Origin of the sequence: Bacillus sp. FJAT-49736 (assembly GCF_018343615.1) — a bacterium.
In the GTDB taxonomy this organism is placed as follows: Bacteria; Bacillota; Bacilli; order Bacillales; family Bacillaceae_C; genus Margalitia.
Genome location: NZ_JAGYPI010000001.1, coordinates 23,243 through 39,944 on the forward strand (window position 1 = coordinate 23,243; position 16,702 = coordinate 39,944).

The following is a 16,702-nucleotide window of genomic DNA, read 5'->3' on the forward strand; positions in this document are numbered from 1 at the left end:
GGTATATCTATTTTTACTTTGCTTTATTGGGATGGTTTACAAGAAATAAATGAACTACTTAAATACGTTATCATTAGTTTATTGCTACTCTTGCTTTCCATATTTGGCAGCTTTCAAATATGGAATTGGATCAAGGATGGTAAAATATAATTATATGCAGTATTTTTAAGAAATGAGGAGGAATATCAATATGAGAAAAGCATATGATGCAAAAGGTGCTGTAACCTCTGGACCTTATTCCCACGCAGTAGAGGCCGGAGAACTAGTGTATTTATCCGGACAAACACCATTAAATCCGTCCACAGGAGAAATGATCAGAGGAGATATCAGTGAGCAAACTAGACAGTGTTTCCGTAATTTATTTGCGGTCTTAGAAGAAGCAAACTTAACCTCTGATGATGTTGTAAAAGTAAATGTATATTTGACGGATATGAAAAACTTTTCTGCAATGAATGAAGTATATGAAACACAATTTGCAAAACCTTTTCCTGCAAGAACGACAGTAGCGGTTCTCGAGCTGCCTCTTGGAGCTGAGGTAGAAATTGAAATGATTGCGAAACGGCCTTAGGCTTTTTTCTTAACTTTTTGCTTTTGCAGACCAAAATATAGCAACACCCTAATTTTTTTCAAATAATATATTGGCTGCTTAAGAAAAGATGCCCGCGAACTATGTCTGAACTATATAAGAAAGGCAATAATCGATATAAATACAACGATTAGTTATGAAAGGAGTGAATTCTGATCACTTCTTTTTTTTAAATTGCATTAATACATTAGCTTTTTAATACTTATTTATAAAGTACATCTTGGAAATTGTTTTACTTTTTCTATTTGTAGATATTAGGAAGGAATTATCAACGTTTTCTAGAACTTTAGTATAAGATAATTTTATGTTAGGAAAAAAACATCCGGTTTTACGAAAATGGGACCTTTAAAATAAGAAAACCTATTTACAGGTATTATTCAAAATAGGTTAAATGAATAACATTAAATAGAGTAATGGAGTGAGATGGGATGAAAGTAGCTTTAAAAAGGGAACTAAAAAGTTGGGCGAAATCAATATTAATCGCTATTTTAATAGCTTTTGTCGTTCGTAACTTTATTTTTTCCCCTTATATAGTCAAAGGGGTATCAATGGAACCAACCTTGCATAATCAGGAAAAAGTAATAGTTAATAAAATGACTTTTACCGGGAATTTTGATAGAGGAGATATTGTGATCATTGAAGGAAAGGAAAAAAAATATATAAAAAGAATCATTGGGCTTCCTGGTGATAAGGTTGTAGTGAAAAACGACAAATTATATGTAAACGGCGTTTATTATAACGAGCCATATCTTGCCAAAAACCGTAAATTGGCAGAACAAATGGGAAGTCGCTTAACTGGGGATTATGGTCCGATTACCGTTCCTAAGGATAAGTTTTTTGTGATGGGAGATAATCGTTTGGAAAGTATCGACAGCCGTAATGGTTTAGGCTTCATCCAAAAAGAAAAAATAATAGGAAAAGGTAAAATCGTTTTCTCCCCACTATCAGACCTGAGAAATATTCGCTAGTTTACCTGTCATTTAAAGAAAAAATATGAAAATATTAATTGGTGCCAAGAAATGAAAGAAATGAGCCGAAGACTTGAATGAATATTTCGAAAAACGTATAATATTATAAGAAACTACTTTGAATTTGCAGTAAAAAAATAGTGGATGTGTTTATTATGGTAGAGTATGACGGTAATACGAATGGATTACAAATTACACTGGATTTGTTAAGAGATTTAAATAGAAATCATTCATTAGTTTCCAAGTCTGATTATTTGGAATTAAAAGGGGCTATTCAAGGTAAAAGTCAGGAAGGTCTTTTGGATAATATTTATCTTCAATTAGAAGGAATTCAAGATCAGATAGAACGGTTAACATGGCTTAACAGTCACTATAGAATTTTGCAAAATTTCGCACAGATTTGCAGCAAGACTTTAAGTGAAGAAATCCTTTTGAAAGAATCGTATGAAATGGTGTCTCAGGTAATGCCGACAGATTCTTTCTATATTGCCATATATAATGAAGGAGATTCACATATTCGCATCGCCTTTATGATAGATAAGGGAAAAGAGTATCCTACAGTTACCGTTGAATTTGGCGATAATCACACTTCTGATGCAATACGAGCAAGGAGAATAATTCATCATAGGGAAACTAGAGTAGAAGAGGAATATAATGTTCTTTTAGGAGATCAAGAGGCTGGAGTAACGCAGTCATGTCTTTATGTTCCTGTTATTATTGATAATCAAGTGAAAGGTGTTATTTCTGCACAATGCTATGAGGAATTTGCCTATCGGAAAGAGCATGAGGAGTTACTGCAAATAATCGGTACACAGGTCTTTAGTTCACTTGAATCTGTAAGATTGTATGAGCAAATATATCAAATCTCCCAATTGGATGAATTAACCGGCTTAAAGAATTACCGAGCATTTCATGACGACTTAACGTCGTTATTGGGTAAAAGCGATGGCATGAACAAGCTCATTATGATTGATTCCGACGGCTTGAAAGAAGTAAATGACCATTATGGCCATGATATAGGAGACGTGTATTTAAAAGTATTGGCCGAGGGAATTAAAAGTATTTGTAATGATACCGTTGAAGGGTACCGATATGCTGGTGATGAGTTCATGATTATTGTGAAATCAGAACAAGTAATTGATTCGTTATTTGTAAAACTAATGAATTATTATGCAGCTCACCCTGTTACTGTTCAAGGTAATCAAATATTTGTTTCTATCAGTACAGGTGTGTCCAGTTATCCGAAAGATGGAACTACTGTTGATACCTTAAAGAAGTCGGCAGATACAGCACTCTATTCAGCAAAAAAGCAAGGCGGAAATCAAATTGTTTTTGCGAGCAATTAGAAATTTTCGTTTTCAAATAAGGCTCTTTTCTTAAACTTTGTTGCTTTTTCAGAAGAAAATCCTTGTATCGACCTAATTCTTGGTAAGGAAAGAATACACTTCTTAAGAAAAGATGCCCTAAGCTAAGACGATATTATGATTAATAACCAATATGCACAAAAACAACAATATGCGAAATTAACCACAAATAAAAATGCCAAGCAAGTATATTTAATAATTTTTTAAAGGGTACAGTTCAAAATTGTACCCTTTTATCATTAATGGAAAAATCAATTGGATGATAAACCGAAAGATAATTTGAAAAAATGATCTATTGATGCTTTAAACATATCTATTTTGTTAAAAATGAAAAGTATGTATAACTTGCTAGGAAAGGGATGGTAGGATGAAAAAATCTGCGATTAATATCATTACGATTGTGTCGGTAATCTCCGCACTGCTATTTCTTTTCGGCTTCGGTTGGGTATTGAATGATCAATTAATAGGCTCACAGGGAAAAGTAAGTGTTCAAAAGCAAGTGAATACGGAGGATAATCTTGCAAAATCGACAAAGCAGCTTCAAATTGCCGCATTAGGTGATTCCTTAACACGTGGCACTGGGGATCCTGAAGGAAAAGGATATATTGGATACTTAACAGATGAACTGAAGCAGAAAACGAAAAAATCCATTCTCTTATCTAACAGTGCAATAAAAGGTCAAACATCCTCACAGCTAATTTCTCAGCTGAAAGGGGCAGAAATTCAGAGGCAATTACGGGATGCGGATATTATTCTTTTGACTATTGGCGGGAATGATTTATTTCAAGGTGGAGAGGCCATAACAAATCTCAACGCGACGTATATGAAAAAAGCCGAAAAACCATATTTAAAAAATTTGAATCAAATTTATAAAACAATACGTTCTATCAATAAGGATGCAACTATCTTCCATGTTGGTTTATACAATCCATTTATCGATATGGAAAAATCGAAATTCACATCCTCTATTGTTCGGAAATGGAATTTTGATTCAGCCAATTTGGCTGCAAACTACAAAGCAGTCATCTATGTACCAACATTTGATCTTTTTGAACTCCATGTGAATGATTATTTGTTTAGTGATAAATTTCATCCCAATGCAGCTGGATATAAATTAATTGGAGAGCGGGTTGCTTCTTTAATTACATTTAGTGAGGGGGAGAAAAAGTGAAGGATATCCCGGCACTTGAAGTAAAGGATTTACGCAAAACAATTGGAAAAAAGGAAATTATTAAAGGTATATCCTTTCAATTATTCCGTGGGGAAGTGTTTGGTTTTCTTGGTCCTAATGGAGCTGGAAAAACAACGACCATTCGTATGCTTGTTGGATTAATAAGACCAACCTCCGGAACTATTTTAATTTCCGGAAAAAATGTTCAAACGGATTTCAAGGAAGCGATGAGAAATCTAGGCTGTATAGTGGAAAACCCTGAATTGTACCCATATTTATCTGGATGGGAGAATCTTGAATATTTTGCCCGCATGGATCCCTCCATTTCCCCTAATCGACTTCAAGAAGTAACCGATTTAGTAGGATTAACCGAACGTATTCATGATCGGGTAGGGACGTATTCTCTTGGAATGAGGCAAAGGCTTGGTATTGCGCAAGCATTATTAGGAAATCCCCACCTGCTTATTTTGGACGAGCCAACAAATGGCTTGGATCCAGCTGGTATTAGGGAAATGAGAGAATTCATTCGTTTTCTTGCCAAAAATGAAGGGTTAAGCGTCCTCGTATCCTCGCATTTGCTTAGTGAGATTCAGCTTCTTTGTGATAGGGTGGCAATTGTGTTGAATGGTGAGATTATCCGCATCGACTCGGTAGAATCCCTACTTGCTGAGCAAGAGAGGGTTATTTGGAAGGTTGAGCCTGTCCAAGTAGCGAAAGAGCTTTTACAAGAGGAAACGGATGTGAGAGAAGGAGAGGATCATTCCTTAATCACCCCTTATGTAGAGGAAAAAGTAGCGGATTGGAATAAAAAGCTGGTCGAAGCAGGGATTAAAGTGAAGGAAATGCAGACTAAGCTTCCTGCTCTTGAAGATCTATTCCTCGAATTAACAGGAGGGGAGCACACATGATTAACCTTGTTTTTAATGAACAGCTAAAGATATTTCGCAAAAAACGTTTATTCGTTATTATCTTGATTGTCGCATTTCTTGTACCTATTTTTACTTATGCCCAATATAAGCAGAATATAACAATTGAAAAAAAGCTTGGTACTTCCGATTGGCGGATTCAGCTTCAACAACAGATTGTAGATATACAAAATCGCCTTGGCTCTAGCAGAATGCCGGAGGATATTGCCCAATATTTAAAAATCGAATTAACCCAGCAGCAATATTATTTGAATCATAATATCAATCCTAATTCTCCGGGAGCTCCTACGTTTATGAGAGTTTTTGTGGAAAATGCCATTAACTTGCTTCTGCCTCTGTTAGTAATGGTAGTGGCTGCAGATCTTGTTTCTGCAGAAGCTAGCGGAGGAACGATCAAACTGCTGCTAACTCGTCCGGTCAAGCGATGGAAAATATTATTAAGTAAATATATTGCTTTACTGCTTTCGATTTCTTTTATTGTTTTATGTGTTGGGATCCTTACTTATTCGATATCAGGAATAATCTTTGGATATCGAGGCTGGAATATGCCGATGCTGACAGGATTTGTTACAAAGGGAGAAGACCTGATTACAACCAATGTGCATCTAATCGCTCAATGGAAATACATATTAATGGAGTTTGGGCTTGTCTGGTTTGTATGTATAGTGGTTGGTACCCTTACATTTATGCTTTCGGTATTAATTCGTACCACTGCCGCGGTAATGGGAGTAATGCTTGCCTCACTAATTGCTGGAGCCATTTTGGTTAATATGGTCTCCTCCTGGACAAGTGCTAAATACTTATTTATGGTGAATCTCCAGCTAACGGATTATGTTAATGGAACAAAGCCTCCAATAGAAGGGATGACACTTGGGTTTTCCATTATTGTACTGTTAGTATGGATGATTGCGGGATTAATCGTTTCTTTCGCTGTATTTAATCGAAGAGATGTATATTAAACAAGAAAGAGTAGTTCATACCAAACTGCTCTTTCTTAATATTTAGGAGAAACGATATGCTCCTTTAATTCTATAACTGGTTCTTCCGGCTTTTCATTCCTGAATACAGATCGGCTTCGAATTGGAAGGTTTTTTTCCTCTTCAATTTTAAAAAAATGATAAAGCAAAAAAATAATATTCACTTAGAAAATATGCTATAATACATTCGCTCGTCAAAATAATACAGTAAAATAAATTTTCAAGATTAAATACTGTATATCTAAAAGAGGAGATAACTATGATTTCAACAGAAGTAAAAGAGCTTCTTAAAGATAAAATGGCGATTCTTTCGCAAAATGATAAAAAAGATATTTGTTTAGTCGGTCCTATACATTTACCGGTTCAATTGGATGATCAAGTTATTCATTTCCAATGGTATACATGGATTTTGCTGGAGGATACTTTATCCAGCAAAGAGGATATTTTAGATTCCTTACCATCTATGAATCTCGCTTCCTTACAGCAATCATCGGTATTGGTATATGGTGACTTTGAACAGACAGACAATGCTTTAATCAGAATGCACAGCATTTGTCATACAGGTGATATTTTTGGAAGCAAGCGTTGTGATTGCGGCTATCAACTACGCCAGTCTATGAGAATGATCGTTGAGAACAAAGCCGGTGCACTTTTTTATCTTGCTAACCATGAAGGAAGAGGAATAGGACTATTTTCCAAATCATTTGCATATCTTCTTCAACAAGAAGGTTTGGATACGGTGGAAGCTAACCATGCACTAGGATTTGCTGATGATATACGGAGCTATGAAGAACCGATCAGGGTATTGCAATTTTTGAGGTCAAAGCCTGTAACATTAATTACAAATAATCCAAAGAAGTTGGATGCATTGAAACAATACGGATTATCAGCAGATCAACATATCCCGCTTTGGGGAGATATATCTGATTTCAATAAAGATTACCTAGAAACAAAGGTGCAAAAATCTGGCCATATTCCCGCAAAGAAATTAAGCGGAACAAGTATTTAATTCAATGAAGTGTTCTTATCTAATTAGCTGATAAGAACACTTTCTTAAAAAAATATGAAAAAACACTTGAAAATTTTTTGTTATGCTTGTATAATAAAAAAGTCGACAAGAGATTGTCGGAAAATAATTGAAACCTAAATGCGGGTGTAGTTTAGTGGTAAAACTACAGCCTTCCAAGCTGTTGTCGTGGGTTCGATTCCCATCACCCGCTCCATACATAACTTTTGAACCAACGCAGTATTTCGTTTTCTAGAAAAACGGGATATTGCGTTTTTATATTACGATTTATTTAGGAGAATCGAGGTGATGATAATGAACTTCCAACAGTTTAAAAAGGATCTCATGGAATACAGCAAATCAATTGGAATTGATAAAGTTGGATTTACAACCGCGGATCCCTTTACAGAAATGAAAAGCCGTCTCTTGAAACAGCAGGAGCTGCAATATCAATCAGGTTTTGAGGAGAAGGATATTGAAAAGAGAGTGGATCCGTCCCTTATATTTGATAAGCCTCAATCGATTATTTCCATTGCTCTTGCCTATCCTTCGAAAATGAATGATGCTCCTAAGGGGAAAGCAGGTCAAAGACGGGGGATTTTTTGCAAGGCTTCCTGGGGAGAAGATTACCATACTATTTTGAAAGGCAAGCTTGCTAAGCTGGAAGCTTTCATAATGGAGTACTATCCGGAGGCAAGATGTAAGTCCATGGTGGATACCGGTGAGCTGGTAGACCGAGCAGTTGCTCAGCGGGCAGGGATTGGCTGGAGCGGAAAAAATTGTTCCATTATCACACCTGAGTTCGGCTCTTATGTATATTTAGGCGAAATGATCACGAATATACCATTCGAACCAGATACTCCAATGGAGGATCAGTGCGGCAGCTGTACGAAATGCTTGGATGCCTGTCCTACTGGGGCATTGGTACAGGGTGGCCAGTTAAATGCGCAAAGATGTATAGCTTTTTTAACTCAGACAAAGGGATTCTTAGCGGAAGAATTCAAGGTGAAATTAGGAAATCGCTTATATGGCTGTGATACATGTCAAACGGTCTGTCCGAAAAATAAGGGAATCGATTTTCATTTTCATGAAGAAATGGAGCCAGATCCGAATTTAGCCAAGCCAGAATTGACTCCGCTTCTATCCATCAGCAACCGTGATTTCAATGAAAGCTTTGGAAAAATGTCCGGTTCCTGGCGCGGGAAAAAGCCGATACAAAGAAATGCTTTAATTGCACTTGCTCACTTTAAAGAGGCATCTGCAGTGCCGGAAATTATTGCAGTGCTGCAAAATGATCCTAGACCAGTATTAAGAGGAACAGCGGCATGGGCTTTAGGCAAAATTGGCGGCGATGAGGCAAAAGATGCACTATTAGAAGCGAAATCGAAGGAAACAGAGGCAGAAGTACTTAAAGAAGTAGAGGAAGGTTTATTGAAATTGCGTTAAGTCAATGACACCACACATCATATAGGGATGAAAAGATAAGGATAGATGCACAGTTGGGAAACCTGGATGCGTCTATCCTTTTTATATAAAATTCTACCTTTACTAAAACAATTATCAAGGATTTTCCTTAACAATTTCCAATCATAAGACCAGAACTTCACAATAGGTAGAAACTGTGATTTAGACATACAATTAGTATTATTCCATTTGCTCTATACTTCTTTCCACAATTGCCACCATATCACTTTCGGCACCAAGACTAAAGTTTAAAAAAACACCTTGTCCTCCGCCAGCACCAATCGCTGAAATAAAAATATTACTGTTATTACCCACTACAGTAAGACTCAAACTGGCTCTGTTTCCATTTCTCATAAAATATTTATCGTACACTCGAACTGCTAATTTAGTATCTCCAATCGTGTAGTTGCTTTCATCCACTAATTTCATACTTATACCACTATTACCAATATCGTTTTCCAAATGATTAACTACCTCTTCAAATTGACCAGTAATGGTCTTTTCATACTTTGCCATGATTAGCTCATCCTTCCCACAATACTTCTTTCGCTATATATACGATTTTTTAATATCCTCGGTTTCCTTTTTGTATTCCATTTTTGGAACATTATTTAACAGTAAATTATTAATGGATAATCTTACTCCGTTAACAAAGAAAGCGTTAATCCAAGAAGGATTAACGCTACTATAGCGAAAGAAATGATTACTTTTTTAAAAAATACTACATGCGAAGCAGGAAATGGAGCTTACTCGGGATTTAGCCAAACCTGAATTGACTCTACTTCTTACTACAGAGAGAATACCTGATTACATCTATACTTGTTGTCGTATAACATTATATACTCCAACAACATCAAGTTCTTTTTTTACAACAAATTTTCAAAGTACCTTCAATTAAAGACCTAGTTAATTGAAGTGATAAACTTTTATTATTTTGTAAAGCTGGTGTAGCCAATGTTTGAAAAGATGTTAGTATTTTAAACGAAAAAAATCCCTATTACTTTTTATTATGATAAAATCGCTTTGCTTTTGCACGATTCCCGCAGTCTGCCATCGAACACCAACGTCTGCTGCGATTGCGGCTAGTATCCAAAAACAGCCAACCACATGGATACCCTTCACACTTTTTCACCCTACTTAGTTCTTTTTCAGAAGTAAGAATGTCAATAGCAGATTGAACAATCGGTGGAAGCATTCCGTCTAATCTCTCTTCACCATTTAAAAATTCCAATGAAAATTTATGATCACCAGGAACTATTTGCATCATGGCGTAAGCTTTACCTATGGCTTCATTCAAAATAGAAAGATCTTCAGATGCTGGTGTTTCATTGTTTGATGCTAGACTAAAAATTCGGTAAATCGATTCCCGCAGCTTAATAGCTTGTTGGAGGACCTCTGTTGCCTGAGAAGGATGATTTTCTGCTTTTTTTAGTAGTGAAAGCGATTGTTGTTTATTAAGAATATCGGCATGCAAACTCCAGTTTACCAGCTTCTCATAACTCGTCAGTAACTCCTGTGATTTCTCACTGCTATCGTGCCAACTTACTGTATTGGCAAAATCCAAACACAAACGGCCACCGAGCATACCAGGCTTGTGTACATCATTATTTATATCAGACATATAACTTCTCCTTGTCTTTCCCAATTTGACAGTCCGGGCAATTTAAATTTGAATTTTTATCTATAACCATTATAAAAGGTATTGACAGTTAGAATCAATATCTCCATAATATAACCATCTAAACAATTATAGAAGGTTATATGCATCTGGAAACAATATACCGATTTCACTCGAAAATCGTATTGCAAAAGTATCTTACTTGTATGTAGGGCGGTTGGTATTTCAATTGGCAGTTGTGTGAAGCATAACAAAATTTATTGGAGGGCATGGCATGAGCGAAATTTTAAGAAAGTCGGTTAAAACGATGGTAAAGGAAACATTCGAAGGCCCCCCAGTTCCTGTAAAGGGAAGTTGGTTCACAAGTTCTGAACCGAATTCAGGAATTTTCGGTGTAATAGAGGGGATGTCTTGTGAAAAAGCCTCCATGTTAGTTCACGAAACAACATTGGCTGCGCATATCGATCACGTTTGCTATCATATGTGGGGAACCAATGAAATCTTAAAAAATGGGAAACAACCGGAAATGGATTGGGGAAAGAGTTGGGATATTCATACAGTAGATGAACAACAATGGAACCGAATCCAGGAAGAATTGCGAAATGAATACTTAACACTTATGGAAGCGATTGACGCTATTGAATGGGATGAACTACTGGCCCATGAAGTATTATCTTCTTTGGCGCATTCAGCATATCATCTTGGTGCCATTCGCCAAATGTTAAAAGTAGTCAAGGTGTAGCTTTGCCATAATGTTTGATCATTCAATGATGTGCTTTCTCAAGGCGAGTCGCTGATCCAGATTAAAGTCGAGTTGACTGTGGAACTAATAAAGTTATAAAATATAAGACCCATTTCAAGAAGCGGCAAAAATAATATCCCCCGATATTCAGCCATATCAGTCGATTCCGGGGGATTATTACCTAAGGAAGTAACATGAAAATTGGTACCGGAATTCTAAGGATAATCTCGTCTTTCCACGTTTTTCCTGCGATTTATGGTGTAATTTAATTCAGATTCCTTAATAAACTCCTATATAATGTCACTGATTGTTCCATTAAATAAGCCCTTACTGTAAATACGCAGTAGTAATTGAACAGAGGATTATAATGGATCGTATTTTCTTATTAATTCATCACGATCGGCTGCCATTGGAGGCTGTTCCATCCAGCCATTTTTTATCATAAATTGGCTCCATCCTCCGAATACAATTGAACCTCCAAGGATAGCCTGTTATACATAGAAGTAAGATCCCCTCTGGGACTTTGACCGACAGCTGTGCAGTAATATCCAACACTCATAGAAATCAAACCGGATGTTAAGAACATGATGAGTTTATCAGAAAAAGTATGTGTGGTACTATTTGTTATTTCTGCATCCCACCCCATCGGTGTAGGAAGTTTGCATTCCTCTAACTTCCCTCTAAATAATCTAATGTGTTTGTTTCCAATTTCTATACCCTTTAAAAGGAATTGTTTTACATCCTTATCCTGTGCAACCTGGCAAAATCCAGTAAGTGTTGATACTCCGATAGCATTTCTTTGTAGATTCGTAAATAAATTATCGACTTCAGAAGCAACTAACGGTCTTTTTTCTCCAATAACATCTAACATAAACCACTGCTTTTTCACAAATTCATTCTTCTCTAGATTAGGAAGGTTAAGAGATCGAATAAACAATCCTTTCGATAATAATAATTCCGTTGAACGTTTATATAATTCCATTGTTTCTGTAAGGCAGTTCATGTAATAGGTTTTTATGTCATTTCTTACAGATGCTGCTACAGCAGCGCTATATAAGATAAGACCTATTTTAGACATGTGGTGTATAAAATTAAGCACAAAACCGTCTGAATATAATCTTGGAGCAGTTATATCAACATCCTCTTCCATGGTAAAACCATGAGGAATTACATTTTTTTCCTCTGTTAATATAGCTGTTATTATTTTAATGTGTGATTTAGATAACTCTAGCGCATATACAATGATAGGTTTAATCTCATTGTCTTCTGCTTTTTCTAAGAAATATGTGAGGACACATATGCTTGCGCTATCATTTAAGTATTGCACCCAAAGTTGAGCGATTTCACCCGCAGTTAACCGTATCTGGTTCTCCTTTACCTCCATAGATGACCTCCAAAATAGAAATGCTATAATTAGCATTCCTTTAAGCTACCCTTAATATGTAGTGTCTGGTTATGCTGTGAAAATACCAACCCCGTTATTAAAAATTTGTTCGACAGTTCATGAGGGAAGACAAACAGGTTTCTTAATTTGAAATTAATCCACTCCAATATAAAGAAGTGGATATTTGGTTTTGGCTGTAAAAAAGGTTTAAAGAACACAAAACATCTTAACTAGAGTGCACCATTCGTATATTTACAAACTGCCCTTGAACCAAAAATCATAACTTGTTTTTAATTATATAAAATAGGATAGGCATACTTGTTTTGTTTTTCCTTCTTCCTTCATATGTTTTTTATAGAAGGAGGGAGTATACATGAAATCGCAGCTTCAAGAGCATCTGCAATCCCGATTAGAGCAAGTGGTCCATAAGGGAGGAAACGATGAAAAAATAAATAGAAAAAAAGAACTGATGTCAAAGCGAAATGCAGAAATTGTAAAGGTGCAGGCGCAGGTAAAAATAAAGGATAAACAAGAAGAGGATAACCAAACCTATCTACAATATCTGGTACATCTGCAGTATCTAATTAAACAAAAAGACAAGATGTATATGGAAGAGGAGATGGAAACCAGAAAAGCAACCTTTTTTCGTGAACGCTTATACGATGATCACGAAATTTTTGCTGATTTTTCTTTACAGGAGGAAGATGTATCATCATCGTCAGTCGTGTCCATAGGGGAGGAACATAGAAAAGGATACACCTATGACAGGTTAAGGGCTGTACAATATGCAGAAAGATGGTGGAACAGCTATAATCCGAAATATCGTAAGTTTGATGTGGATTGCACGAATTTCATCTCCCAATGTCTGCATGAAGGGGGAGCACCAATGAGAGGCTATCCGAATCGAGGACAGGGCTGGTGGATGCAAAATAATAATTATAGCTATAGTTGGGCGGCCGCGCATTCTTTGATGCTATATTTAAGTAATTCGAAATCGGGACTACGTGCCAAGCAAGTCAGTTCTCCAGATGAATTAAACTTAGGGGATGTTATTTGCTTGGATTTTCAAGGCGATGGACGTTTTGATCATAATACGATTGTAACTGGCAAGGATGCGTTTGGAATGCCACTTGTTAATGCCCATACGTATAATAGTCGTATGAGATATTGGGCTTATGAGGATTCCTCAGCATACACTCCAAATATAAAATATAAGTTTTTTACTATTGTAGATGGCTAAAATGGAAAAGGTATTTCAAGTATTATGCTATAATGGGTAGGGAAGACGAGGCTGTTTTAGTATAATTGTTACTTTTCGTATATGATTATAAATACTAAATTAGATCTTGTTTCGGGGCATCTTTTCTTAAAAAGTATTCGTTCTTAACTTAAATAAGATTGACATAGGATTTCGTTTTACGAAAGCAACAAAGTATAAGAAAAGTGCCTTAAATAATTTTAGAGGTGACCATTCTTGGCAATTCATGTCGTACTATATCAACCAGAGATTCCTGCAAATACGGGGAATATTGCCCGCACATGTGCTGCAACCGATACGAAGTTGCATTTAATCCGGCCGCTTGGTTTTTCAACAGATGATAAAATGCTAAAAAGAGCTGGGTTGGATTACTGGCATTCTGTAAATATAACCTATTATGATTCATTAGATGAGTTCTTTTCTAAAAATCAAAATGGAGAATTCTATTATATTGAAACGTTCGGGGAGAAGCCGCATTCGTCCTTTGACTTCAGCGATGTGACAAAAGATCATTATTTTATGTTCGGCAAGGAAACAACAGGACTTCCAAAGGATCTATTAGAGAAAAATAAAGATCATTTTTTGAGAATACCAATGAATGATAATGTCCGTTCCTTGAATCTCTCCAATACAGCTGCAATCTTAGTATACGAAGCATTAAGGCAGCAAGGCTATCCAGGATTAAAATAAAAAATCTTCCGAATGGAAGATTTTTTTGTTATACATCTCTGTCTAGTTAGCGCCTATCGGCTAGTGGATTTCTACGTCTTTTCCCAACGATAAGTCAAAGACTCCAAAATCCATACGCCGATAATCAAGGCGCTTCCACTTTTATTATTTATTCACACCTGGCTTATCTTCATAGCCTGCAGTAAAGATTGCAGCTAGAAATGCGACGATTCCAAGCAAAATGATTAAAGTTTTCATTAATATGTACGCCTCCTTTGCCCAAAGTACATGCACTAATTGATATTATAGACCATTTTATAATAAAAGTGAACGTTCTTCTATTTCATTTCTAACAATTTTTTGACAATCCTTTCTTCTACATTAACACTATTTTTCCATAATATTTATCGCATTATTCTCGTCTATTTCATTCATGTTCACTTCGCTAAAAGCATAAAGTATATAAATCGTCTCTTAACAAGTGACAAGGGGAGGTCTATATGGATATTTTAAAACGACTTTCACATTACCGTGAAGAAGAGGAAAAGCTATATTGGGAAGGGACATTTGCTGAATATTTGGAGCTGTTAAAGGAAAGGCCATGGATTGCTCAATCGGCGCATTCCCGTGTTTACAATATGATTAAAGATGCTGGTGTCGGTGAAGTAAACGGTAAGAAAAAATATGAATTTTTCAGCAAACAATTATTTGGACTAGAGGAAGCATTAGAAAAACTAGTAGAAGAATATTTTCATCCCGCGGCTAGACGTTTAGATGTTCGAAAGCGGGTTTTGCTATTAATGGGACCTGTCAGCGGCGGAAAATCGACATTAGTAACCATGTTAAAAAGAGGGCTGGAGGCATATTCCCGCACGGATAAAGGGGCCGTATATGCGATTAAAGGCTGTCCAATGCATGAAGATCCGCTGCATCTAATTCCAGGCCACCTCCGTCAAGATTTCTATGAGGAATATGGAATCCGGGTAGAAGGGAATTTATCCCCGCTTAATTTAATGAGATTAGAGCAGGAATATGGCGGGAAGATTGAAGATGTCATGATTGAAAGAGTGTTCTTTTCAGAGGACCGCCGTGTGGGAATTGGAACGTTCAGTCCGTCCGATCCGAAGTCTCAAGATATTGCGGATTTAACTGGAAGCATTGACTTTTCCACCATCGCTGAATATGGCTCTGAATCGGATCCCCGCGCCTACCGTTTTGACGGTGAATTAAACAAGGCAAACCGAGGATTAATGGAATTCCAGGAGATGTTAAAATGCGACGAAAAGTTTCTCTGGCATCTTTTATCCTTAACCCAGGAAGGTAATTTTAAAGCAGGGCGTTTTGCTCTGATAAGTGCGGATGAGCTAATCGTCGCGCACACGAATGAAACCGAATATCGCTCCTTTATTTCCAATAAGAAAAACGAAGCATTACATTCACGTATCATCGTTATGCCTGTCCCTTATAATCTCAAAGTTTCCCAAGAAGAAAAAATTTATGAAAAGATGATTAATGAAAGTGATGTGGCAGATGTTCATATTGCACCACACACATTAAAGGTCGCAGCCATGTTTACCATTCTTACCCGTTTGAAAGAGCCGAAGCGTGGAGATATTGATCTTCTGAAGAAAATGAGGCTATACGATGGGGAGAGTGTAGAAGGATTCAACTCTGCAGATGTAGAGGAATTAAAAAAGGAATATCCGGAGGAAGGCATGAGCGGAATTGATCCGCGTTATGTCATTAACCGAATTTCGTCTACAATCATTCGTAAGGAAGTACAATCGATTAATGCACTGGATGTTCTTCGCTCCTTGAAGGAGGGGCTGGATCAGCATCCATCCATTACGACAGAATTGAAGGAGAAGTATTTAAATTATATTTCCCTTGCTCGCAAGGAATATGATGAGCTGGCGAAGAAGGAAGTTCAAAAAGCCTTTGTCTACTCCTATGAAGAATCCGCCAAAACACTAATGGATAACTATTTAGACAATGTTGAAGCCTATTGCAATAAAGCGAAGCTTCGTGATCCATTAACAGGGGAAGAAATTAATCCAGATGAAAAATTAATGCGGTCCATTGAGGAACAAATCGGCATTTCGGAAAATGCAAAAAAAGCATTCAGAGAGGAAATCTTAATTAGAATTTCTGCTTATGCCCGAAAAGGCAAACGCTTTGACTATAATTCACATGATCGCCTGCGGGAAGCAATCCAGAAGAAGCTATTTGCCGATTTAAAGGATGTAGTGAAAATCACTACTTCCACCAAAACACCGGATGAAATTCAGTTGAAGAAAATTAACGAAGTGGTTGCTCGTCTGATTGATGAGCATGGCTATAATTCTACTTCTGCCAATGAATTACTGCGCTATGTTGGAAGTTTGTTAAATAGATAGTTAGAAAAGCGAAGGCGCCTTGTCCATCGACGTACAAACTGAAGGGCTTCGACTGAGAGAAAGGAAACCGTGCTTAGGTAGTTTACGAATTGCACTACCATTTTCACCGAGTGAAATTAGTAGTGTAATTTCACCGAGTGAAATTAGTAGTGTAATTTCACATGATGCTGACT

General features: G+C 36.7%; 15 protein-coding genes and 1 tRNA gene. 13 read left to right on the forward strand and 3 right to left on the reverse strand.

Translation table 11 applies throughout. The features are described 5' to 3' along the window. Positions 1-190: 190 nt before the first annotated feature. The 9 genes from KHA87_RS00180 to queG all read left to right on the forward strand — a co-directional run bounded on the left by KHA87_RS00180 (position 191) and on the right by queG (position 8,444). Entirely contained in the window at positions 191-568 is a 378-nt protein-coding gene (locus KHA87_RS00180) for a Rid family detoxifying hydrolase (protein ID WP_213092123.1), read from the forward strand. 446 nt (positions 569-1,014) lie between these two features. Then, positions 1,015-1,554 (forward strand): signal peptidase I, encoded by a 540-nt coding sequence (lepB, locus tag KHA87_RS00185; protein WP_213092124.1) that lies wholly within the window; start codon positions 1,015-1,017, stop codon positions 1,552-1,554. Between the two features lie 155 nt (positions 1,555-1,709). Beyond that, positions 1,710-2,900: a sensor domain-containing diguanylate cyclase gene (locus KHA87_RS00190; protein ID WP_213092125.1), complete on the forward strand. Its 1,191-nt coding sequence runs from the start codon at positions 1,710-1,712 to the stop codon at positions 2,898-2,900. Positions 2,901-3,285: 385 nt separating this feature from the next. Then, entirely contained in the window at positions 3,286-4,089 is an 804-nt protein-coding gene (locus KHA87_RS00195; protein WP_213092126.1) for an SGNH/GDSL hydrolase family protein, read from the forward strand. Further along, entirely contained in the window at positions 4,086-4,997 is a 912-nt protein-coding gene (locus KHA87_RS00200) for an ABC transporter ATP-binding protein (RefSeq protein ID WP_213092127.1), read from the forward strand. Before KHA87_RS00195 ends, KHA87_RS00200 begins: the two co-directional genes overlap by 4 nt. After that, positions 4,994-5,974 carry an ABC transporter permease gene (locus KHA87_RS00205; protein ID WP_213092128.1) on the forward strand — a complete coding sequence of 327 codons (981 nt, stop codon included), beginning with the start codon at positions 4,994-4,996 and terminating at the stop codon, positions 5,972-5,974. Before KHA87_RS00200 ends, KHA87_RS00205 begins: the two co-directional genes overlap by 4 nt. A 277-nt stretch (positions 5,975-6,251) precedes the next feature. Next, positions 6,252-7,001, forward strand: coding sequence for a GTP cyclohydrolase II (locus tag KHA87_RS00210; protein WP_213092129.1), 750 nt, complete (start codon positions 6,252-6,254; stop codon positions 6,999-7,001). Positions 7,002-7,141: 140 nt separating this feature from the next. Next, positions 7,142-7,215, forward strand: a tRNA-Gly gene (locus tag KHA87_RS00215). A 98-nt stretch (positions 7,216-7,313) separates the two neighbouring features. Continuing rightward, positions 7,314-8,444: a tRNA epoxyqueuosine(34) reductase QueG gene (gene queG / locus KHA87_RS00220; protein WP_213094180.1), complete on the forward strand. Its 1,131-nt coding sequence runs from the start codon at positions 7,314-7,316 to the stop codon at positions 8,442-8,444. A gap of 198 nt (positions 8,445-8,642) precedes the next feature. Here queG and KHA87_RS00225 read toward each other — a convergent pair whose 3' ends face one another. Continuing rightward, positions 8,643-8,978 carry a DUF6054 family protein gene (locus KHA87_RS00225; protein ID WP_213092130.1) on the reverse strand — a complete coding sequence of 112 codons (336 nt, stop codon included), beginning with the start codon at positions 8,976-8,978 and terminating at the stop codon, positions 8,643-8,645. 481 nt (positions 8,979-9,459) lie between these two features. Beyond that, positions 9,460-10,083, reverse strand: a complete 624-nt coding sequence (locus tag KHA87_RS00230) for a CGNR zinc finger domain-containing protein (protein ID WP_213092131.1) — start codon at positions 10,081-10,083, stop codon at positions 9,460-9,462. Between the two features lie 271 nt (positions 10,084-10,354). Here KHA87_RS00230 and KHA87_RS00235 point away from each other — a divergent pair, with 271 nt between their 5' ends. Further along, entirely contained in the window at positions 10,355-10,822 is a 468-nt protein-coding gene (locus tag KHA87_RS00235; RefSeq protein ID WP_213092132.1) for a hypothetical protein, read from the forward strand. 439 nt (positions 10,823-11,261) lie between these two features. On the opposite strand, the gene KHA87_RS00240 is transcribed toward KHA87_RS00235, so the two are convergent. After that, on the reverse strand, positions 11,262-12,206 hold the full coding sequence (locus KHA87_RS00240; protein ID WP_349305541.1) for a DUF3231 family protein: 945 nt from the start codon (positions 12,204-12,206) through the stop codon (positions 11,262-11,264). A 373-nt stretch (positions 12,207-12,579) separates the two neighbouring features. Here KHA87_RS00240 and KHA87_RS00245 point away from each other — a divergent pair, with 373 nt between their 5' ends. The 3 genes from KHA87_RS00245 to KHA87_RS00255 all read left to right on the forward strand — a co-directional run bounded on the left by KHA87_RS00245 (position 12,580) and on the right by KHA87_RS00255 (position 16,529). After that, positions 12,580-13,446, forward strand: coding sequence for an amidase domain-containing protein (locus tag KHA87_RS00245; protein ID WP_213092133.1), 867 nt, complete (start codon positions 12,580-12,582; stop codon positions 13,444-13,446). Positions 13,447-13,680: 234 nt separating this feature from the next. After that, on the forward strand, positions 13,681-14,154 hold the full coding sequence (gene trmL, locus KHA87_RS00250) for a tRNA (uridine(34)/cytosine(34)/5-carboxymethylaminomethyluridine(34)-2'-O)-methyltransferase TrmL (RefSeq protein ID WP_213092134.1): 474 nt from the start codon (positions 13,681-13,683) through the stop codon (positions 14,152-14,154). 479 nt (positions 14,155-14,633) lie between these two features. Then, positions 14,634-16,529 (forward strand): PrkA family serine protein kinase, encoded by a 1,896-nt coding sequence (locus KHA87_RS00255; RefSeq protein ID WP_213092135.1) that lies wholly within the window; start codon positions 14,634-14,636, stop codon positions 16,527-16,529. The last annotated feature ends 173 nt before the right edge of the window (positions 16,530-16,702 follow it).